This is a genomic window from Thermostichus sp. MS-CIW-38 (assembly GCF_054058415.1).
Window position 1 is genome coordinate 1 of sequence record NZ_JBSSAH010000051.1, and the last position, 19,555, is coordinate 19,555.

22 protein-coding genes and 1 other RNA gene are annotated in these 19,555 nt (G+C 58.2%); 7 read left to right on the forward strand and 16 right to left on the reverse strand.

Annotated elements, in window-relative coordinates; genetic code table 11:
* Positions 1 to 544 precede the first annotated feature (544 nt).
* Positions 545 to 1,531, reverse strand: coding sequence for a hydroxymethylbilane synthase (hemC, locus tag ACVWXZ_RS13015; protein WP_457482609.1), 987 nt, complete (start codon positions 1,529 to 1,531; stop codon positions 545 to 547).
* A gap of 278 nt (positions 1,532 to 1,809) precedes the next feature.
* On the opposite strand from hemC, the gene ACVWXZ_RS13020 reads away from it, so the two are divergent.
* The 4 genes from ACVWXZ_RS13020 (at position 1,810) to serS (ending at position 6,338) form a co-directional block, all read left to right on the forward strand.
* Entirely contained in the window at positions 1,810 to 2,271 is a 462-nt protein-coding gene (locus ACVWXZ_RS13020) for a YlqD family protein (RefSeq protein WP_457482610.1), read from the forward strand.
* Between the two features lie 187 nt (positions 2,272 to 2,458).
* Positions 2,459 to 3,940: a glycosyltransferase gene (locus ACVWXZ_RS13025; protein WP_457404000.1), complete on the forward strand. Its 1,482-nt coding sequence runs from the start codon at positions 2,459 to 2,461 to the stop codon at positions 3,938 to 3,940.
* A 63-nt stretch (positions 3,941 to 4,003) separates the two neighbouring features.
* Positions 4,004 to 4,996 (forward strand): ketol-acid reductoisomerase, encoded by a 993-nt coding sequence (gene ilvC, locus ACVWXZ_RS13030; protein ID WP_414388787.1) that lies wholly within the window; start codon positions 4,004 to 4,006, stop codon positions 4,994 to 4,996.
* A gap of 34 nt (positions 4,997 to 5,030) precedes the next feature.
* On the forward strand, positions 5,031 to 6,338 hold the full coding sequence (gene serS / locus ACVWXZ_RS13035) for a serine--tRNA ligase (RefSeq protein WP_457404001.1): 1,308 nt from the start codon (positions 5,031 to 5,033) through the stop codon (positions 6,336 to 6,338).
* A 302-nt stretch (positions 6,339 to 6,640) separates the two neighbouring features.
* Here serS and ACVWXZ_RS13040 read toward each other — a convergent pair whose 3' ends face one another.
* The 12 genes from ACVWXZ_RS13040 to ACVWXZ_RS13095 form a co-directional block, all read right to left on the reverse strand.
* Positions 6,641 to 7,045, reverse strand: a complete 405-nt coding sequence (locus tag ACVWXZ_RS13040; protein ID WP_457404002.1) for a hypothetical protein — start codon at positions 7,043 to 7,045, stop codon at positions 6,641 to 6,643.
* Positions 7,046 to 7,113: 68 nt separating this feature from the next.
* Positions 7,114 to 7,211: signal recognition particle sRNA small type (gene ffs / locus ACVWXZ_RS13045), an RNA gene on the reverse strand.
* A 72-nt stretch (positions 7,212 to 7,283) separates the two neighbouring features.
* The gene (locus tag ACVWXZ_RS13050; RefSeq protein WP_457404012.1) at positions 7,284 to 8,000 is read right to left on the reverse strand and encodes a carbon dioxide-concentrating mechanism protein CcmK; all 717 of its coding nucleotides are present in this window, start codon (positions 7,998 to 8,000) and stop codon (positions 7,284 to 7,286) included.
* A gap of 32 nt (positions 8,001 to 8,032) precedes the next feature.
* Positions 8,033 to 8,698 carry a hypothetical protein gene (locus ACVWXZ_RS13055; RefSeq protein WP_457404003.1) on the reverse strand — a complete coding sequence of 222 codons (666 nt, stop codon included), beginning with the start codon at positions 8,696 to 8,698 and terminating at the stop codon, positions 8,033 to 8,035.
* 66 nt (positions 8,699 to 8,764) lie between these two features.
* Positions 8,765 to 10,726, reverse strand: a complete 1,962-nt coding sequence (locus ACVWXZ_RS13060) for a ribulose bisphosphate carboxylase small subunit (protein ID WP_457482611.1) — start codon at positions 10,724 to 10,726, stop codon at positions 8,765 to 8,767.
* A gap of 71 nt (positions 10,727 to 10,797) precedes the next feature.
* A complete protein-coding gene (locus tag ACVWXZ_RS13065; RefSeq protein ID WP_011433394.1) occupies positions 10,798 to 11,097 on the reverse strand; it encodes a EutN/CcmL family microcompartment protein in 300 nt (99 codons plus the stop codon).
* Positions 11,097 to 11,438 (reverse strand): carbon dioxide-concentrating mechanism protein CcmK, encoded by a 342-nt coding sequence (locus tag ACVWXZ_RS13070; protein ID WP_011433395.1) that lies wholly within the window; start codon positions 11,436 to 11,438, stop codon positions 11,097 to 11,099. Before ACVWXZ_RS13070 ends, ACVWXZ_RS13065 begins: the two co-directional genes overlap by 1 nt.
* Positions 11,439 to 11,509: 71 nt before the next feature.
* On the reverse strand, positions 11,510 to 11,818 hold the full coding sequence (locus ACVWXZ_RS13075; protein WP_011430450.1) for a carbon dioxide-concentrating mechanism protein CcmK: 309 nt from the start codon (positions 11,816 to 11,818) through the stop codon (positions 11,510 to 11,512).
* 526 nt (positions 11,819 to 12,344) lie between these two features.
* Positions 12,345 to 13,070, reverse strand: a complete 726-nt coding sequence (locus ACVWXZ_RS13080) for an energy-coupling factor ABC transporter ATP-binding protein (RefSeq protein ID WP_457387778.1) — start codon at positions 13,068 to 13,070, stop codon at positions 12,345 to 12,347.
* Between the two features lie 7 nt (positions 13,071 to 13,077).
* Positions 13,078 to 13,905 carry a cell division protein FtsQ/DivIB gene (locus ACVWXZ_RS13085; protein WP_457482612.1) on the reverse strand — a complete coding sequence of 276 codons (828 nt, stop codon included), beginning with the start codon at positions 13,903 to 13,905 and terminating at the stop codon, positions 13,078 to 13,080.
* A gap of 57 nt (positions 13,906 to 13,962) precedes the next feature.
* Positions 13,963 to 14,181 carry an NAD(P)H-quinone oxidoreductase subunit O gene (gene ndhO / locus ACVWXZ_RS13090; protein ID WP_011433398.1) on the reverse strand — a complete coding sequence of 73 codons (219 nt, stop codon included), beginning with the start codon at positions 14,179 to 14,181 and terminating at the stop codon, positions 13,963 to 13,965.
* Between the two features lie 129 nt (positions 14,182 to 14,310).
* Entirely contained in the window at positions 14,311 to 14,715 is a 405-nt protein-coding gene (locus tag ACVWXZ_RS13095; protein WP_457482613.1) for a hypothetical protein, read from the reverse strand.
* Positions 14,716 to 16,307: 1,592 nt separating this feature from the next.
* On the opposite strand from ACVWXZ_RS13095, the gene petE reads away from it, so the two are divergent.
* Entirely contained in the window at positions 16,308 to 16,718 is a 411-nt protein-coding gene (petE, locus tag ACVWXZ_RS13100; protein WP_414373743.1) for a plastocyanin, read from the forward strand.
* Between the two features lie 183 nt (positions 16,719 to 16,901).
* A complete protein-coding gene (locus tag ACVWXZ_RS13105) occupies positions 16,902 to 17,132 on the forward strand; it encodes a hypothetical protein (protein ID WP_011433402.1) in 231 nt (76 codons plus the stop codon).
* A gap of 36 nt (positions 17,133 to 17,168) precedes the next feature.
* Here ACVWXZ_RS13105 and ACVWXZ_RS13110 read toward each other — a convergent pair whose 3' ends face one another.
* On the reverse strand, positions 17,169 to 17,381 hold the full coding sequence (locus tag ACVWXZ_RS13110) for a DUF2997 domain-containing protein (RefSeq protein ID WP_011433403.1): 213 nt from the start codon (positions 17,379 to 17,381) through the stop codon (positions 17,169 to 17,171).
* 88 nt (positions 17,382 to 17,469) lie between these two features.
* Between ACVWXZ_RS13110 and ACVWXZ_RS13115 the strand changes: the two genes are divergently transcribed.
* Entirely contained in the window at positions 17,470 to 18,519 is a 1,050-nt protein-coding gene (locus ACVWXZ_RS13115) for a potassium channel family protein (protein WP_011433404.1), read from the forward strand.
* Between the two features lie 23 nt (positions 18,520 to 18,542).
* Here the strand turns inward: ACVWXZ_RS13115 and ACVWXZ_RS13120 are convergent, their stop codons facing one another.
* Both ACVWXZ_RS13120 and ACVWXZ_RS13125 read right to left on the reverse strand, forming a co-directional pair.
* Entirely contained in the window at positions 18,543 to 19,211 is a 669-nt protein-coding gene (locus tag ACVWXZ_RS13120) for a PHP domain-containing protein (RefSeq protein WP_457482614.1), read from the reverse strand.
* A 90-nt stretch (positions 19,212 to 19,301) separates the two neighbouring features.
* Positions 19,302 to 19,555: zinc ribbon domain-containing protein (locus ACVWXZ_RS13125; protein ID WP_457482615.1), on the reverse strand; the 254-nt coding region annotated here is incomplete at its 5' end.

The window sequence follows — 19,555 nt, forward strand, 5'->3', positions numbered from 1 at the left end:
TTCTCGTTTTGACAAATTGGCCAGGAACTTCTTGAGTTTTCTCTATCTCGTCAGTGCTCTCTTTTGGCTCAAATGAAAGATCAACACAACCTAGTAAATTCTCAGCTTTGGCTTGAGCTGAGCTTTGGCTTGAGCTGAGAAGGAAGTGGGCATCTCTATCAAGAGAGAATACAAATGAAAGTAGGACTGCGTCTAGGCATTTTAGCCTTGCTACTGCCGGGAACGACAAGTACTACCTATACAACGGCGGGACTTTAACTCAAGCGGGGTTTTTGTATACTTCCCCAAGTCCGCCTGGCCAAACCTTCACCAAAACTCTAACCCTCTCGCCTGCAGAGATTGCCAACAACCGAGTGACCTTAGTAGTTCAAGATAATACGGCGGTTTTGCAAGCTAAGCTAGAGCTTAGATACTGCTGCTGTGAATGCGAGTTTCCCATTTGAAGTTGAGTGAAATTTGCCTTAGGGGGGACTTCCGTGCCCCCCTTTTCTTCAACTCCCCCTGGCTGCAGACCTCAAAGCTTACTCAGAAAGGGTGGAAAAGCCTAACGGCGGGCCTGGGCAAAAATGGCCTGCAAAATCTCGTCGGCCCCCTGCCGTTTTAGCTTTTCTGCAAGAGCCATCCCCACTGCCTCGGGATCGGCGGTGGATCCCGTCTGAGTATCGCGGATGAGCCGCCGGCCATCCAGGTCGGCCACCATACCGGTTAGGTGCAGCGCCTCCCCTTGGACTTGGCTGTGAACGCCAATGGGCACTTGACACCCTCCTTCCAAAGCCCGCAGGAAAGCTCGCTCTGCCAAGCAGCGGGCTGTGGCCTCCGCATCGGCCAAGGGTCGGATAAGCTCCAGAATCCGCTCATCTCCCTGCCGACACTCGATTCCCAGGGATCCCTGGCCAACCGCGTACAGAGACACGCCGGGATCCAGCACCTCGTGGATCCGGTCGGCTTTGCCCAGGCGCTTCAACCCGGCCACTGCCAAAATAAGGCCGTCGTACTCTCCCCTCTCCAGCTTGGCCAAGCGGGTGTTGAGGTTGCCCCGCACATCCTTAAAGTGCAAGTGGGGAAAGGCATGGCGCAGTTGGGCCAGCCGCCGCAGCGATGAAGTGCCGATCACCGTCCCCTCTGGCAGGGTGGCCAGTCGGTAATCCCGGAACTTTTCCCCCACCACCAAAGCATCCAGGGGATCCTCCCGCCGCGTGATCGCCCCCAACACCAAGCCCTCCGGCAGGCGGGTGGGTAAGTCTTTAAGGCTGTGTACCGCCAAGTCGCTGCTGTCGTTGAGCAGGCTAACTTCCAATTCCTTGGTAAAAAGACCTTTGTCCCCAATTTTGGCCAGTGCCACATCCAGGATGATGTCTCCCTGGGTGGAAAGGGTGTTGAGCTCCAGGGGTAATCCCGGATGGTGTTCTTGCAACTGACCCATCACCCACTGGGTCTGCACCAAAGCCAACTCGCTTTTTCGAGAGGCGATCCGCACCGGCTTGGTGATCCCAGCAGAGGGTTTGGAGGGGGTCGAAGCCAGTTCACTCATGGCTGCCGCAAAAAAGAACACTGTCTCTCACGCTAGCCGAATCTGTGCCAGGGCAAGGCGGCGGCCTTTAAGATCCTTAACCAAAATTGCAGTTTCCCGAAATCAAGACTTTACCGCAGGGATCCCAGCCGGTAGGATAAGTAGATGGATTCTCCGGCTCGGCGGGGGAGGATCCGGTCTGTCAAGCTCCTCTTCCCCAACCCCAGAGCTTTTGAGGGGAGCTTTCTACAATGGGCACAAGCCCCTGGTTTGGTTGGTCGTCTGCCTGGATGAGTCTTATGGAAGAAAACAACGTCAGCAACGGCACTCAATTACTGCTCAAACGCAACATTCCCGTTAAGGTGGTGGTCACACCCCTTTGGAAAAAGGAAATGCAGGAGCAATTGGAGCGGCAGATCGAAGCCACCGATGCTCAGATGCAACAGCTGGAGTTTCAGGGCAAGCGGGCTATTGCCGAACTGGAGAAACAGAGCCCCAACCCCAACAGCCCCCAACTGCTCCAACAGGTGGAAGCGGTGAAAAGCCGCGTGAACGAGCAGAAAATCCGCCTCTTGGATCAGAAAAACCAATTGTTGCAGCAGATCAACCAACTGAGCACCCTGGAGCTTAACCAAGAAGTGCTGCAGGGCAATGTGGAGAGCTTCTTCCGAGTCCAAAAAGGAGACAACCTGATCCAGAAAATGCAGGTCGAGATCCTTCTGGAAGATGGGGTGATCAAAGAGATTCGCGGTAACCCATAGGCTACTCACCCCCTTGCCGGAGAAGCGGCAGTCGGGATCCCCAATTTTTCTCGCCTGTAGGTTCTCGAGAACTCCGTTTCGCCAACACAATGGGTGACAATAGGTAACAACCTCTTAACAGCCTTTGGGTTAACGCTCGCACAGGCTGGCGAGGTTGGGTAACATTGCCGGCCGGGGGAGGATTCCCATGTCTGAGTTCGTCTGGTCAGAGCCAGAGCCTCTCGAGGATCTTCATCTTCCCGATTGGTTGCTCACCTCGGCCCAGCGCCGCCGTCTCAAGGCTCTGCTGGTTCTGGCCATGGTGTGGGGGTTGGTCAGCCTGATGCATGTGGTGCCGACGGCCCGTTGGATCACCGTTGGTTTGGCCACGTTCATGGTGATCCACATTAGCCGCTTATTTCGCCTGCAACCGGCGACCTCCCTGCCCCCTCTGAGACTTCCTCCTGCCGCTGCGACCCGCCGGGATCCCAGGTCAACAGATAACAGCGATGACCCTAACAACAATGACTCTGTCCTGCCAATGCAACGGGATGGGCAGAGCGGGCTTTCTGAGTTGGGCGGGCTGGCCTTGCCCCGTGTGGCTGTGTTGATCCCAGCCAAGAATGAGAGCGCAGTGCTCCCACGGCTGTTGCACAGCTTGACCCAGCTCCGTTACCCCACCAGCCATCTGGAGCTCTGGGCCATCGACGACAACAGCAGCGATGCCACCCCTGAAGTTCTGCGGGAAGCCCAAAAGTGGATCCCCCATCTGCGGGTTTACCGGCGGCAGCCGGGGCGGGGCGGGGGTAAGTCCGGCGCCCTCAACGAGGTACTGCCCCTCACCCAAGGGGAGATCATCCTGGTCTGCGATGCCGATGCTGTGGTGCCTTCGGATTTTCTTGCCCGCACTCTGCCCTTGTTTGTTCAAGTGGGAAGCCTGCGCAGCCGTTTCAGCAGACGGACGGTAGGCGCTGTCCAGGTGCGCAAGGCCCTGAGCAACCCCAACGTCAACTTCTGGACTCTGGGGCAGGTGGCGGAAATGGCCTCCGACGCTTATTTTCAGCAGCAGCGCGTGGCCGTGAGGGGCATTGGCGAGCTACGCGGCAATGGCCAACTGGTGCGGCGAGATGTCTTGGAAAAGTGCGGCGGCTGGAATGAGAGCACCCTCACTGACGACCTGGATCTCACCTTCAAGCTGCACCTGGCGGGCGTAGATATCGCCTTTCTGACGGAGCCGGCCATCGTCGAAGAAGGGGTCACCTCTTGGAAAAGTCTCTGGCACCAGCGCTGCCGCTGGGCGGAAGGGGGCTACCAGCGCTATCTCGACTACTGGCCAGGGATCCTCGGTCGCCGCATGGGGATGGCCAAAACAGTAGATCTCTGGGCCTTCTTTATTTCTCAGTACTTGCTGCCGATGGCCTTGGTTCCCGACACCCTCTGGGTGCTGTTGGCGGGCCACTCCTCGGTGCTGCTCCCCTTGAACGCTCTGGTGATGGGCTGCCTGACGGTGGCTTTTTACCGGGGGCTACGCCAGGTGGAGGGCTTGCGCGGACGGCGACTTTGGTGGCACACCGCCCTGGGCTTGGTCTACATGCTCCACTGGCTGCCGGTTATGATCGCCACAACCGCTCGCATGTGTGTACAGCCCAAGCGCCTAAGGTGGGTGAAAACTGTTCATCACGGCGCTTGAGGTCAGCAAGTTGGATCCAATCCTGCTATCCTAGTCAAGCACCTGCTCACGCCCTGCTCGACCATGGCCCGCCTCTACTACGACACCGACGCCAACCTGGAGCCTTTGGCCGATAAAACCGTTGCCATCATCGGCTATGGCAGCCAAGGCCACGCCCACGCCCTCAATTTGCGCGATAGCGGTGTCCAGGTCATCGTTGGCCTTTACCCTGGCAGCCCTTCCTGGCCCAAAGCCGAGCAAGACGGCTTAATGGTCAAAACGGTGGCGGATGCTGCCGCTGCCGCCGATTGGGTAATGGTTTTGCTGCCCGATGAAGTGCAAAAGGCCGTTTTCCAGGGCGAAATCCGTCCCCACCTGCAGCCGGGGAACGTGCTCCTCTTTGCCCATGGCTTCAACATTCACTTCGGGCAGATCCAGCCGCCGGCAGACGTGGATGTCATCATGGTTGCCCCCAAAGGCCCTGGGCACTTGGTGCGGCGCACCTACCAAGCGGGGGAAGGGGTGCCCTGCCTGTTTGCCGTCTATCAAGATGCCTCGGGAATGGCACGGGAGCGGGCCATGGCCTATGCCAAAGCCATCGGTGGCACGCGGGCCGGCATTTTGGAAACCACCTTCCGGGAAGAGACCGAAACCGACCTCTTTGGCGAGCAGGTGGTGCTCTGCGGTGGGCTGACGGCTCTGATCAAAGCGGGGTTTGAAACCTTGGTGGAAGCGGGCTACCAGCCGGAACTGGCCTACTTCGAGTGCCTGCACGAGGTGAAGCTGATCGTGGATCTCATCGTCGAGGGCGGCCTGGAAAAAATGCGCCAGAGCATCTCCAACACGGCAGAATACGGCGACTACACCCGTGGCCCCCGCATCATTACGGAGCAAACCCGCGCCGAGATGAAACGCATCCTCGCCGAGATTCAAAGCGGCCAATTTGCCCGTGAATTTGTCTTGGAAAATCAGGCCGGCAAGCCAGGGCTTACTGCGATGCGGCGCCGCGAGGCCGAACACCCCATTGAACAGGTGGGCAGGGAGCTGCGGGCCATGTTTAGCTGGCTAAAGAAATAGGTCGGATATCTGGAGCTAAGTGTAGGCCGTCTCTGTGCTGGATCTGAAGCTGCTGCGGGATCGCCCTGAACAGGTACGCCAAGCCCTGCAAAACCGCCGGGCCACAGTCGATCTGGACGGGATCCTGCAGTTGGATCGGGAGCGGCGGCAGTTGGAGGCCCGCAAGGGATCCCTGCAGGCCGAAAGCAACAGCCTCGGCAAAAAAGTCGGCGAGATCCTCCGCCAGGGGGCGGATCCCCAAGGCCCCGAAGTGGCGGCCCTCCGGCAGCGGGGGGTGGATCTCAAGGCCGAGATTGCCCAACTGGAGCAGCAGGAACGGGAGCTGGAAGAGGAGATTCGTGCTCGGCTGCTTACCCTGCCCAATTTGCCCCTGCCCAGCGTGCCGGTTGGCCGAGATGAGGCCGACAATGTAGAGGTGCGCCGCTGGGGTGAGGAGCTAAAGCCGGCCCATCCTGTCCTTCCCCATGACGAGATTGCCGAAAAACTGGGGTTGCTGGAGATTGGCCGTGCGGTCAAAGTGGCCCAAAGCCGCTTTGTGGCTATGGTAGGGGCGGGCGCGGCCCTGGAACGGGCTTTGATTGCCATGATGCTGGAGCGCCACGTTGCAGCCGGCTACACCGAGGTGATCCCACCCTTTTTGGTCAACAGCGCCGCTTTGCAGGGGACGGGGCAGTTGCCCAAGTTTGCCGAAGACAGCTTTCGCTGTGCTGACGACGACCTGTGGCTGATCCCGACGGCGGAAGTTCCCCTTACCAATCTGTACCGGGATGAGGTAATCCCTGCGGAGTCCCTCCCTCTTTACTTCTGTGCTTACACCCCTTGTTTTCGCCGTGAGGCGGGCAGCTATGGCCGCGACACCAAGGGGCTGATCCGGTTGCACCAGTTTCAAAAAGTGGAGCTGGTCAAGGTCACTCGCCCAGATCAATCGGAAGCCGAACACGAGAAGCTGGTGCAGGATGCCGAGGCCATCTTACAGATGCTGGAGCTGCCCTACCGGGTGGTGGAGCTGTGTAGCGGCGATTTGGGCTTTGCGGCAGCCCGCTGCTTTGACTTGGAGGTGTGGTTCCCCTCCCAAAATCAATACCGCGAGATCTCCAGTTGCTCCAACTGCTGGGACTTTCAGGCCCGCCGTGCTAACCTGCGCTACAAAGAAGCCGGCCAGAAAGGCACCCAGTTTGTCCACACCCTGAACGGATCTGGCTTGGCGGTGGGGCGCTCTCTGGCTGCCCTGCTGGAAAATCACCAACAGCCGGATGGCTCGATTCGCATTCCCAAGGCGCTGCGTCCCTTTCTCAGCTCCCGGTTTCTCTCGGAAGACGGGATCCTCATTCCTGCTGCCTGAGCTCAAACTCAACCCAGTTTGATTGAGACTCGATTGAGACGCTCCTGCCCACCCGGCAGACGCCCTTATCTTTTCTGCAGTTTGGAAATGAATCAGCTTGACCTGCTCCTCGCTCTACAAGGATGAGGATCCCTAACACTTCACAGAGACGATCCACCTGACGGTAGCCTCAATCTTTAGGGTCATTTCAAGTTAGGTTGAGACACTTCCCAAGTGCTCTGCGGTACCGCTTCCGCTATGCAAAAGGGGAGAGGAGCTAGGAAGCAATGCATTCCTACCTTCCTGCCGGGCTGTCCTTCCGCTCAAGATTTGCCCTTGATGCGATCCAACTCAGCTTGCAATTCGGCGATCTTCTGGCGCAAACGGGCCGCTTCTGAAAGTTCGATGGCCGTGCCTGCCTCGCCCTCGGCATTGCTAATGTCGTCGATGGTGATCTTGCGGGGACCGGCAGTTTGTCTGTCTTCTCCCTTGCGGTTGGCGTTGGCGGCGATGGCATCCATGTAAGCCCGCGCCTCTTCAGCGGTCATCGCCCCCCGCTCCACCAGCTCGTCCACCAAAGCTTGCGCCTGCTTGCGCAACTCCATCAGACGGATACCCGCTTTGCTGGCCACCTTGGCAGCATTATCCGCCGCCACAGCCGCCAAACCCATGCCGAAGTAAAAGGCTTTTTGAGCCCAGTTGGCGAGGGGATTGTCTGTCTCGGACATTGCTAGGACAAGGGGGAGAAAGGCGAGAAGGGGAATGACCCAGCAGAGAGGAAAGTGGGGTAGCAAAGGGCGACCCGGGTTGACGCGCCTGCTCAGAGCATCCCGTGGTGCTGCTATCTTCCGATCCTGACACGGTTTGGGCGTCGGAGCTGCACGGACCCAGGTCTTTCAGTAGCCTAGCATTTTTCCGTTCTGCCCTGCTCGGCTTTCTTGGGCAACAGATGGATTGCTCAGGGGGCTAGGGAGTTTCAGGCGGCTCCAGATAAACAGGGATCCGTTCCACAGCCGTATCGTTGCGCTGCACTTCCTGTTCCTGAACTTGAGGAAGGGTTACCGGCAGGGTAACCGGTTGAGCAACAAAACAACTGGCCACGGGCAGCGCTTGCTCCAGTTCGTCCAGAGGGCGGGGGATCACTGCCACCGCGTGCAATTCCCCAATGCGCTCTGCTTCGTACATGCCGGCATCGATGGCAATGGCCACGTTGGCCACTGTACCGCGGATAATGGCCGTACATAGGCCATCCCCAATGGTCTCGTAGGCCGCCAGTTGGACATCCGCGGTTTTGAGCATGACATCGGCAGCTCCCACCATTGCCGGGAAGCCGCGAGTTTCCAGCAGGCCCACGGCCAAGTTACTGAGGCGGCTGTAGCCGCGGTTTTGTGCCAGTTGAGACAGCTTGCTGCTGATCGGCAGCACCACTTCCAAGTTGGGCAGGGGGCGCGGGATCACCAAACTGGAGATCTCCTCTTGCTCGAACTGGCGGGCCAGCTCAATTCCCTCCTCAATGGCAATGCGCACATCGGCAATTCCCCCCCGCACAATGGCTGTGCAATAGCCCCCCGAGGTTTTCTCAAAGCCGATCAGCGTCACGCCTGCCGACTTGGTCATAGCGTCGGCAATGCGCACGATGACCGGAAAGCTGCGCGTCTGAATCAGGCCCAGGGAGGTTGACATCGGCATCCTAACTACTCACGCCAGTTTAGCCATCAGATCCGGCTATCCCCAGAGGAGAGCACCTGTCGATGGGGATAAATCTTGCTCAAGAGGCGATCCAATTCCCAATGGCCAGGGATCCCATTGAGCTTATGGGTTTTGGTCTCTGGGGAGTCGGATTTTTCTTGGTGCCAACGGCGGGTTTGCTTTTCAACATTGGCCACCGGAGAACTGGGTGGGGGAGACGGCTCAGGCGACATCTCTGGAGCCATTTCCACTGCCGCCGGCGAGGGCTCTGCCGGGGTGAGCTTGCTGCCGCCCGCCTCCTGGAGATCGAAACCATAGGTGGGATCCCCGAGCAGCGAGCCGGGGGGAATGACTGCTTGGCTGAGCACCGAACAATTCAGCACCGTGGTTTCTGAGCCGATGCAGGCGTTTTTGCCGATGGTGCCCTGCCCGATCACCAGCACCCCCATTCCCAAGGTTGCTCCCGCCTCCACGATGAGGGATCCCCCACAGGCGTGCAGAACGGATCCCATGCCGATACACGCGCCGCGCCCGATGTGAATTCGACAGCCGGGGTTGGCCCGCAGCAGCACCCCTGCCCCAATCCCCGCCCCGGCTTCCACCTGTACCTCACCACTGACAAAATAGCGAGTTTCGTCGTTCTGGCCAGGCAAGGCGCGGAGCGTCATGGAGTTGGGCAAAGTAGAGGCCAACAAAGTGCTCCTCATCGCTGGGGGGTTGGGCTTGAACCAACAGAGGTCAAAAAAAGCTGGGATCCCTCAAGGGGTTTGGATGATCTGCTCCAGCACTCGCCGTTTGGCTTTTGGGTCAATACCCAGCAGGCGGACGTATTCGCCGCGATGTTCCTCCAGACAGGCTTCCAGAGCTGCCACCACTTGCGGCACTTGGGTGGCCTCGATGGGGCTACAGCTTTGCCAGGAAGACGTGCGAAAACGGCGCTTGTCCGCATGTTCGGTGCCGATGCGGTAGCCTTGGCTGAGCAACTGCTGCACCTGAGCCACCACCTCGGCGCTGAGGCGGGTGCCAGAAGGGGATCCCTTGGGGGCAGAAGCAGGAGCCGCGGCAGCAGCAGCAGATTTTCCGCTAGGGGTTTGGATGATGCGCTCATAGACCCGCCGTTTGCCTTTGGGATCGATCCCCAGCAGGCGCACATATTCTCCCTGGTGCTCCGCCAGGGCAGCCGTCAGCTTAGCCAACACCTCTGGCCCGCGGGTGGCGCGAATGGCCGGCCCACTCTGCCAGGAAGAGGTTTTGAAGCGGCGCTCGTCGGCATATTCGTAGCCGATGCGATAGCCCTGAGCCAGCAGCCGATGCACCTCCTCCTGCACCTCCAGATCCAGGCTGGCACTGCCCCCTGCCGCAGGAGCCGTATCTGCCACCACGCCGGTTCCTGCAGGACTGCTGCTCACCTGGCCTTGCGGGGTTTGAATGACCTTCTCCAGCACCCGCCGTTTGCCTTTGGGATCGATCCCCAACAGGCGCACATATTCTCCCTGGTGCTCTGCTAGGGCAGCCTGAACAGCGGCCAGGATCTCCTGCGGCTGACCGCTCAAATTGCTCAAGGTCTGCCAAGAAGAGGTGCGGTAGCGGCGGGCATCAGCCACCTCCAGGCCAACGCGATACCCCTGCGCCAACAAAGTCCGGATCTCCTCCTCCAGCCCTGAGCCAGAGCGAGAGCCGACCGCCCCAGAACCCGGAGCAGCGGCTGCCGAGACGCGGCTGGGCATCCCAGAGACCAGCGCCGGCCCATCGGGGGTTTGGATGATTTGCTCCAGCACCCGCCGTTTAGCCTTGGGATCGATCCCCAACAGGCGCACATATTCTCCCTGGTGCTCCACCAGGATGGCCCCCAGCGATCGCACCACCTCCGCCTCGTGGGTGCTGGCGATTGGGCTTTCGCTTTGCCAGGAAGAGGTTTTGAAGCGGCGAGCATCGGCATACTCTAGCCCCACGCGATAGCCTTGGGCCAACAGGGCACGAATTTGCTCCACCACCTCCGGCTTGAGAGGGGATCCGCCGCCGTTCCGGCCATTGCCGCGATGGGAAGAATGAGTCATGGGTGCCGTCTCCGTAGCCGTTGAGTTAGAGGTGCGCTGCAGTTCGTTGCGGATGGGAGCGATACAGACGAGGTTTTCGCTGCACTGGTAGCCCTCTCGCAGGGCTTGGTTGATGCCGATCACGTGTTGGGCAAACTTGGCATCGCTATCCTGGACGTCGGGCAGCCGGTCGGCCTCGGCCTGGGTGGTGATGATGGATCCAGAAGGCACGTACTTGCCTGGGGGGATCTCCACATCCTGGATCAGGCAATGCAACATGATGATGCAGCCATCCCCAACCCGAGCGTTGAACACCGTCGAGCGGAAGCCAATAAAGCAGTCGTTGCCCACGTAGGCCGGCCCGTGGATCAGAGCCATGTGGGCAATGGAAGTGTTTCTGCCAATCCAAACGGAGTAGGGTTGGCCGTCTTCTCCTATCACCCGCCCCTGTTCCAGGCCGTGGATGACCACCCCATCCTGAATGTTGGATCTGGCGCCAATGTGGAAGGGGGATCCCTCGTCAGCGCGAATGGAAGTTCCCGGGGCGATCAGCACCTCCGCTTCCACCCGCACATCCCCAATGAGGTTGGAGAAAGAATGCACGTAGGCTGTGGGATCGATCTTGGGCTCCGCCAGTCGGCGAGACCAGGGCGTTGGCGGTGCAGCATAGGTGTGAGCAGGCATAACCGTGAGCCTCTAGAACGCAGTAGGGCGGACAAGGGCAGCAAGAGAGATGAGAAGGGAAGGGATCCCAGCTAGCGTTGATCGCGCTTGTTGTAGAGAGAGCGACCGCCAACGCTGACCGTATCGATAATCGCCATCACCACTGCATCCAGCGGGCGAGTCTGGTTTCCTTGCGGCTGGCGAGCGGCACTGCCTTGGCTAACCAGCACCCACTCGTCAATGCCGGCCCCCACCGGATCGGCAGCCACAGCGTAATCGGGTTGCGGCTGGCCCTCGAGATCGACGTACTGCACCAACAAAAACTTCACGCCCGTCAAGCTGGGATCCTTTTGAGTGCTGGTAACGGTGCCCCGCACAATGGCAATACGCATCAGGGACGGGTGAAGGGACGGATGGCATTTACCCCTTCGCGGAACTGAGCCACATCCTCGGTGTAGCGAATGGGCAACACGTACTCCAGGTTCTCGTGGGGACGGGCGATAATGTGCCAAGACAACAACTGGCCGCCGTTCACCCGCTTCACCGAGTCAATGCCGGCAGCCACCGAGGCTTGCACCTCCGAGACATCCCCCCGCACGATCACGGTGACCCGACCGCTGCTGATTTTCTCGTAACCCACCAGGGTAACGCGGGCGGCCTTGACCATGGCGTCGGCAGCTTCTACCACTGCCGGGAAGCCCAGGGTTTCGATCATTCCAACTGCAATAGCCATAGGTACTCCTTACGCTGAAAGTGAAAGTGGGGTGCGAACTTTCTGGGGTGCGAACTTTACTGAAGTCGGGACTAGGTGCGGAACTGCTCTACCGCCTCGGTATAGCGGATGGGCAACACAAACTCCAGGTTCTCGTGGGGACGGGCAATGATGTGGTGGGAGAGAATCTCACCCCCGCTCACCCGCTTGGCAGACTCCAAACCGGCAGCCACTGAGGCTTGCACCTCCGAGACATCCCCCCGCACGATCACGGTGACCCGACCGCTGCCGATTTTCTCGTAACCCACCAGGGTAACGCGGGCTGCCTTGACCATGGCGTCGGCAGCTTCTACCACTGCCGGGAACCCGCGGGTTTCGATCATTCCAACTGCAATAGGCATATCAACTCTCCACTTTTGAACACACTCAGTTCCTGAACGCTGTCGAACCCAGTAGCAAGGCAAAGTGATCTCGCTTGTTGGGTTCGCTCATGCAATCTCCTTCGATCCCATCAGAGAGATCCTCTGCCCAAATCTCGATTGACAGCTTTTCCCGGCGACACCTACCCCAGCCAACACGAACTTCCCTGAGGGGAGAAGGCCCTGCCCAGCCGCAGACCTCAGACTGAAGTCGGAAAAGGTTGTAGGAGCCATCAGGGTTAAGCGCAACTGTCACTCAGGCGGGCAAAGCTGCCAGCTCTGAGCTAAGTCCACATCTTTCTTGTACACAATCGATCATACAAAATTGACTAGGACAGCTCAGAGAAGGGATCCCCGACTTAACAAAATGATATCCCTATTTAATCCTGGACGAAAATCAATATTTTTAATTAGCACGATAGCTTTTTATTAAGAGAGGCAAAATTGTTATCAATTCAAAAATAATTCTTGACATCTTTTCAACTTTCACCGCTCATCGACTCCTGGATCATCGGCGCAGTGAGGGGGGCACTTCCAGGCCGTGGGCTTCCATGAGGTCGGCTTGGCCCATCAGGTGGGCCGGGGATCCCTGGGCCCAGATCCGACCTTGATCCAACAGGATGACCTGATCGCACACCTCCAAGATCAGCTCCAGATCGTGGGAAGCCAGCAGAAAAGTGTGGGCGGCCTGTTGCAAAAAAACTATCAACCGGCGCCGGGCTCGCAAATCGAGGTTGGCCGTCGGCTCATCGTAGAGCACCAACTGGGGTTTCATCGCCAGGATCCCGGCAATGGCGACCATGCGCTTTTCCCCACCGGAGAGGTGATGGGGGGGACGATCAGCCAAATGGAGGGTGCCGGTCAGGTGCAAGGCCTCTCGAACCGCAGCCGCAATCTCCGCCTCAGGACGGGCCAAATTGCGCAGTCCGAAGGCCACATCTTCGGCCACCGATGGGGCAAACAGTTGGTCGTTGGGATCCTGAAACACCAACCCCACCTCAGGGCGAAACTGGCCGGGCCGCAGCGGCTGGCCAAACAAACTCACCTGGCCAGAGCAGGGGGGCAACAGGCCGCAGAGGGTGAGGAACAGGGTAGTTTTACCCGCGCCATTGGGGCCGATCACCCCCAGATGTTGCCCAACCTCGACCCGTAGATCCAGCCCTTGCAGCACCGGCGGATGACCGGGATAAGCTGTCCACAATTGGTTCACCTCCACCGCCGGCACCGGGTTCATAGCAAAGTTAGGGCATCCGCACGTCTTTCCAGCGCTCCTGGGTGGCCGTGGGGGTAAGTTGCAAGGTGGGCACACTGGGGCTGGTGAGGTCAATGTGGACGATGTCGTCGGGCGTACACTCGCAGTAGCGGCGCAGATCCCGCATTTGGTTGAGGGTCTGAATTTGCAAGGGCAAGCGGTCGGAAATCGGCCCCAGGTAGACGTTGCCCAGCTCAGTATGCAGGGTAATTCCCGCTCCAGATTGCCAATCCACTGCCCTGATCTGAATTTCAGACTGCTGTAAAGCCCTGAGCAACAGCGCCCATTGCTCTGGGGTGTGGTTCTCCCAGCCCAGCAGCTCCAGCTCAGGCCAAGACGTGGGGGAACGGTAGGGATCCGGAGACAGCCAGTTGCCTTGGACATCCACCCAGCCCAGTTGGTTGCCCCATCGCGCGCGCGCCACAGGTTGCCGTTCCCGCACCTGGACGATGACACCCACCGGCAGCAGCCGCCGCTGCACCTGGACGCTTTCGATGGGAGAGGGGCGGGTCGGGGATCCCAGCAAAGCCCTTTCCAAAACAGCCGGTTGCACCTGCCAAATGTTGAGGGGATACTGCAGGGGCAATTGTGCCCGTATCCAGGCGGGATCGACCCAGTGGGCACCCTTTACCTGAATCTGTTCTGGCTGACGAATTTGCCAGTGGGGCTGCCGTAGGCCCAGCACCAGCAGCGCCAAGAGGGTCATCGAACCGGTCAGGCGCCAGGATCCCTGCCAGAATCGGCTGCGCCGTTGCCGACGCAAAAGCTGCCTACGCTGCAGGATTTGTTCACGGTTGGGAGCAGCCAGGAGTGCCATGGATCCCCCTTCACCCCATCACGGGGTATGCAGATGGGGAACATTCCGTGCTTCTACTCAACCCGCCATCTCCTGAACCTGATCCGCCCGCAGCCAAACCGTAGGGGTGGGAACAGCCCCAAACTTAATCTGCAGGTAGTCACCTTTGATATCCACGACTTCTCCGGGGGTCTCGAAAACGTAGTTGGGAATAAAAGGATCGCTTGCCTGCGCTTCTAAGCTACCCTCCAGTTTCTCGCGGATAGCCCGCACCAAGGTGCCTCGCTTAATCGCCATTGTTCCTCCTCAGTTCAGTCGCAGATTAGCCGGTTCGATAGCAGTTGTATCACGCCTGTCGCTGCTGCGAAGAGGAAAGCTGGGATCCAGCCTCTGGTTGGCTCTGACAGGGATCAACCTGAATTTGGCCTATTTGCGTCTCAGGCTGCGGGCCATATTGCGGAAGGTATCCATGTCCGATCCCCCCTGACGGCGTGGGCTTGCTCCGCTGCTGCTTGAAATGGAAGACCCCTGCTCAGAAGCGGTTTCAGGAGTTTTGGCTGCCTCTGCGGACAACTTAACTTTGCTGAGGGAAGAGACCTGCTCCACCACCTCCACCTTCTCCTTGCTGCCGAAATCCTGGAAGGTGTGCTTCACGATCCTGGGGGTGCGCATATACTCGATGTTGCCAAGGGTTTTGGCTTCATCTGGGTCGAGAAAAAAAGTATTGTCGTTTTTCGCTTTCTTTGGGGTTGGCTTAGCAACAGTTTCCGGTGAGGACGTGGCCGCAGCTTGACCACGCCAGCCGAACAAGCGCCTGAAGATGCCTACCATGGTCGTTTTGCCTGCAATGGGAAGGAAGTTGAGCCGAACCCTGGGCGGGCCAGCTGCCCTCGACAAGGTGAAGGCCAAGCCCAGTCATGAAATAATGTTAAGCCAACTGAGAGCGCCGTGCCCCCTTGGCAGAAGGTTTTCTGGGCCAAGTGCTTGTGGCTGCTCTGACCAGTTTGAGTTCCCCTGCTCTCCGGCCTGCTGGGCGACTGTCCTCACCCCTTTTCCCAAAACGAGAGAGCTGACCTGGGAGGATTAGACCGCCTTACGGAAGCCATCATCCAGGGGATTGTTCAGAACTAGCTCTGTAGACTCCGCACGCAGTTTAATATGACCTGCAGGTTTTTCAGCCCTAAGGCTTTGGACGAACGGGATCCCTGCCCCACAGAAGCTGCATTGCGCATTGCTAAATACAATCACTTTAAGCACACTTTAAGCAGGAAGGAGACTTTTCCGTTGTGTTGCTTCCTAGCTCCTCTCTCCCTATGGGAGAGGGGTTGGGGGTGGTTGCGGAAGCGGCGCAGAGCGTTTGGACGGCACTGCGTAGCAATTAGTAAAGTGTCTTAATCTAACTTGAAATGACTATGTGATGATGTAGTGAATAGAGTTGTCTCAATCCAGCCAGACTAAAATCGTCGGCTTATGCCCAGCTCCTCTCTTCTAGAGAGACCTCAGGTGTGCTGTTCCAGCCAGCAGTGACTATACGGACATACAACGAAATAAGAAGCCCAAAAATCACTCTAGCCCCAGGCAAGCACAAACCATAGTAGCAGCTGTGCCCCTAGAGCGGCCTGCCAAGAAAACCTTGCTACCGAGCTTGTGAGGTGTAGTGCACTTCAACCCTGAGAGGAGCGCCCAGGTTCAAGGCACTGCCGATGCAACGGGCCAAGATTTGAATGTTAAGCCGCTGATCCGTCGATTCTAAACTTGTTGCAAGCCGACTCTTGCTTGGACCAACTACGGGTGAACGCTGTACGCTCATCTTAACAGACTCCCTATTTTGGTGAGGGCTGAACAACCAACTGACTTTCAGGTGATGTTATTGAGAAATCTCAAAGGAATACCGACCAGCAGCATCCAAGAACCTGCTCTTTGAGATTAGGATGATTTGCCCTTCTTGTGCATCGACAACCCTACGGATTTGTTAGGCAAGACACTCTTGGACTTTAAGGGATCCCACGGAAAGAGAATCTCTACTTTCGAAACTTTGCGAAGCACTTTTGGGTAGAGATGAGGACGACCCGGAAAACTGGCTCTCGGTTCCCTGCGCACGCTCGCCAACTGCCAAGATGCTCTACCCCAACTGGCCGGGGATCCAGCCGCATCGGATTGCCTGGCAACAGGGTTGCCGTAGGTTTCTGGAAGAGCTGTGCTGTTTGGCGGGTTCGGTCTGCCGCGGCTCCCTGTAAAGGATGGATGTTGCCGCCCCGCAGTTGGGCATTGCTCTATTCTGGGATGAGCCCTCTTATAATGAGCATTGGGAATTCAACTGTCCCTGCTGCCCATCCGCCTGGCTGGGTGCTCTTCGCAACCTGGAAAGGGGCAACCGAGCCGCAAAGTCTGGGATAACTGCTGTTGCGTTTTGAGAGGAATCCATGTCTCTAGTTTTTAACCTGGTGAAGCGTTTGCAGCTCATCCTGCTCAGCCTTGTGGTTGGGGGGGTAGCTGTGGCGCTCTTGTCCAACCCTGCTGCTGCCGAAACCTACATCGTCAAAATGGGATCCGACAAAGCCCAGTTGGTCTACGATCCGCCTTCTCTCACCATCAACCAAGGGGATACCGTTCAGTGGGTGAACAACAAGGTCTACCCCCACAATGTTGTCTTTGACAAGGTGCCCGGTGGAGATGCGGCTTTGGCGGCCAAACTCTCCCACAAGGCGCTGCTTACAGCTCCTAAGCAGGTGGTGGAGTCGGCTTTTGTTGATGTTCCTCCAGGTGAGTACACCTACTACTGCACGCCCCACCGTGGGGCCGGAATGGTCGGCAAGATCATCGTGAACGGCTAAATCCACACCCCAAGTGCTGAACTTCTAGGGATCCCACTTTTGGTTTTGCCTTGCTGGACAGGGATCCCTGCCTTTAGCATAAAAGTTAGCCCTCTCAGGAGTGGGAGGGCTTTTTGGCGAATGAATACGCATTCGACCGGCTTGCCCTGTACTGCGCAAGTGTAGTTCTCAAACGGGTTCTCTATGACCACCAGCGTTAAAGGTTACCTGCTCTTGGCCGTTTCCTGCCTCAGCGCCATTGCTGCTGTTGGCTCAATTTTCGAGCTGGCTTCTGGCGAGCCGGATTTTGGCGTCGGCCCCACCAGCATCATCTTGGTTGTCGCTGCTCCATTGGCTGTTTGGCTGTTTCAGGCTGCGGTTGGAGCGGCACGAGCCGGCAATACGGCCGGAAAGGGGAGCAAAAAGAAAAAGTGAGAAGATGGTGAGAACCCTAGGCAAATGGATATGGAGTCAGCGGGTTTGCTTCAAGGAGACCTCAGACTCCCTCTCGATTTCAGTCAGTTGGTGAAACTCCGGCAAGAGCTCCCGTTTCTGCACAGTTCCGAGAGCCGATTCCAAGCCGGCGGTAGCTAGGGTACAACTGGAGCCAGAACCATTCAGTACGGTCTCGGTGACCTGTCCGTTTTTGTCGATCCGATATTCCACCTTGATGTATTCAGGCATCGGCACTCCGCTTGTTACCGAACAACAACGGGTTCTTCCCCATTCTAGTTCTTGCTTCCTTTTCCTGGGCTAGATCTGGCTGGGCTCTATGGCTTCTGCTCGTCCCCCCTTCCAGGCTGCCAAAAGGGATCCCGGGATCCGGCGAGACCTCGGCTTGGGTGTGGGGGCATTGGTGTGTGTGGTGCTGATCGGCACCCTCTGGTACCACGGGGTGGAGCAGTGGCCTTGGGTGGAAGCTTTTTACATGACCGTTATCACCCTAACCACCGTGGGCTTCATGGAGGTGGGGCCGCTGGGGGAGCGGGGGCGTTTATTTACGGTGGCCTTGATCCTGATGGGGGTCTTGAGCATTGGGTTCATGGTGAATCGCTTTACAGAGGCCCTCATCCAGGGACATTTTCAGGAAGGGATCCGGCAGCGGAAATGGAAGAAACAGATGGAAGCGCTGAACAACCACTACATCATTTGCGGTTTTGGGCGCATTGGGCGGCAGGTGGCCCAAGAGTTTCGAGCAGAAGGGGTGCCATTTTTGGTGATTGATCAGTCTGCCGAGGCCATTCAGGTGGCTCAAGAGCTGGGATATGTGGCTCTCCAGGGGGATAGTACTCTAGATGCCACTTTGCTGGAAGCGCGGGTGCAACAGGCGGAGGGACTGATTGCCGCCCTATCTTCCGATGCCGAGAACCTGTACGTGGTCTTGTCGGCCCGCACCCTGAACCCCCGCATTCGCACTATTGCCCGCGCCAATACGGAGGAGGCTTTGCAAAAACTGCAGCGGGCGGGCGTTGCCCATGCCATTTCTCCCTACATCACGGGCGGAAAACGCATGGCGGCAGCTGCCCTGCGTCCTCGGGTTGTGGACTTTGTGGATGGCATCCTTGCCGGTCGGGATCGCACTTTTTACCTAGAGGAGTACGAGCTGGCAGCCCAAGAATGTCCTTATGTCGGGCAAACCCTACGGAAAGCCGATTTGCGCAACCGATCCGGAGCTTTGGTGGTGGCGATTCGACGGGCGGATGGCCAGTTGATTGGTGGCCCCAGCGGAGAAACCCTGTTGCAGCCGGGGGATCTGCTGCTGTGTATGGGCACTGCAGAGCAGTTGCGCCGGCTTGGTCAGCTGCTCTATCCACGCCCGTAGCAGCTTGTTCTGGGTAGCCTGGCTCAAATCCGCCTCAGGATACTGGGGCCATGAGAGTCGGTGCCGCAGGTTTTCAAAAGTCCGTAGGCCTCGGCCAACTCTTCCGCTTTCTCCGTCACTTCTGGGCTAGGGATCCAAATCTCCGGGTTTTTGTAGGCGTAGTAGACCTCAAGGCCATCTATTCCCAACTCCGCTGCTGCTGGGACAATTTCCTCTGCAGGCAGGCAATAGCGAAAGGGATGGGCCAACACCGCCAAGCCTCCTGCCGCTTGAATGGCCTGGATCGCGTCGGCGGCGGGCAAGCCGGGAACCTGATCCCCTTGGGCAAAGGGATCCAGGACACCATCGGTGGGATCGAAGCCGTAGCCGAGAATATGCACTTCACAGCCCAACAGGTTTGCGGTGATCTCGATCCCCGGCCACAGGATGGGGTCGTCGGGACGATCCAGGTGGGCGCGGGCTCGCTCGTAGCCCTTCAGGGTGTGGTGATCGGTGATGGCCAGTCCCTTCAGACCGTGCCGGCGTGCTTGCTCCGCCAGATCCACGGGATCCATCTGCCCATCCGAACAACGAGTGTGTAGGTGAAAGTTGTACTGCAAGGGACAAGAACGAGGGCCAACCCCCTGTAGCACCTGCCGCAACTCCCCAGCAGAAGGCACCACGCAGGGATCCCGTTCCAAGCTGACAACCATAGCCACCCTTGGGTTCTGAAGTTTTATTAAGCATGTCCCCCCATTGTAGCCAGGGGCAAGGGTCAGTGCTATGGGTCAAAGACTAGTAAACTACCCGACCCTGACTGCTTCGCAGTACAGGGCGGGCTTTCGGTAGCCCTGCAGTTGGCAAGCCAACCACGAACCTCTAGGCTGGTTTACAGCAGCCCCCAAAAGCGCAATCACATTCGCACCATTCAAATCCGCATCCCCTTCCCATCCACAGTGTCCACACTTAAACTTCTTTCCACTGCGGTAGGATTGCGCAGGGTCGGGATGAATGTGCAAACACCGGTGGCAGGTCTGCGACGTGTAGGCAGGCGGTA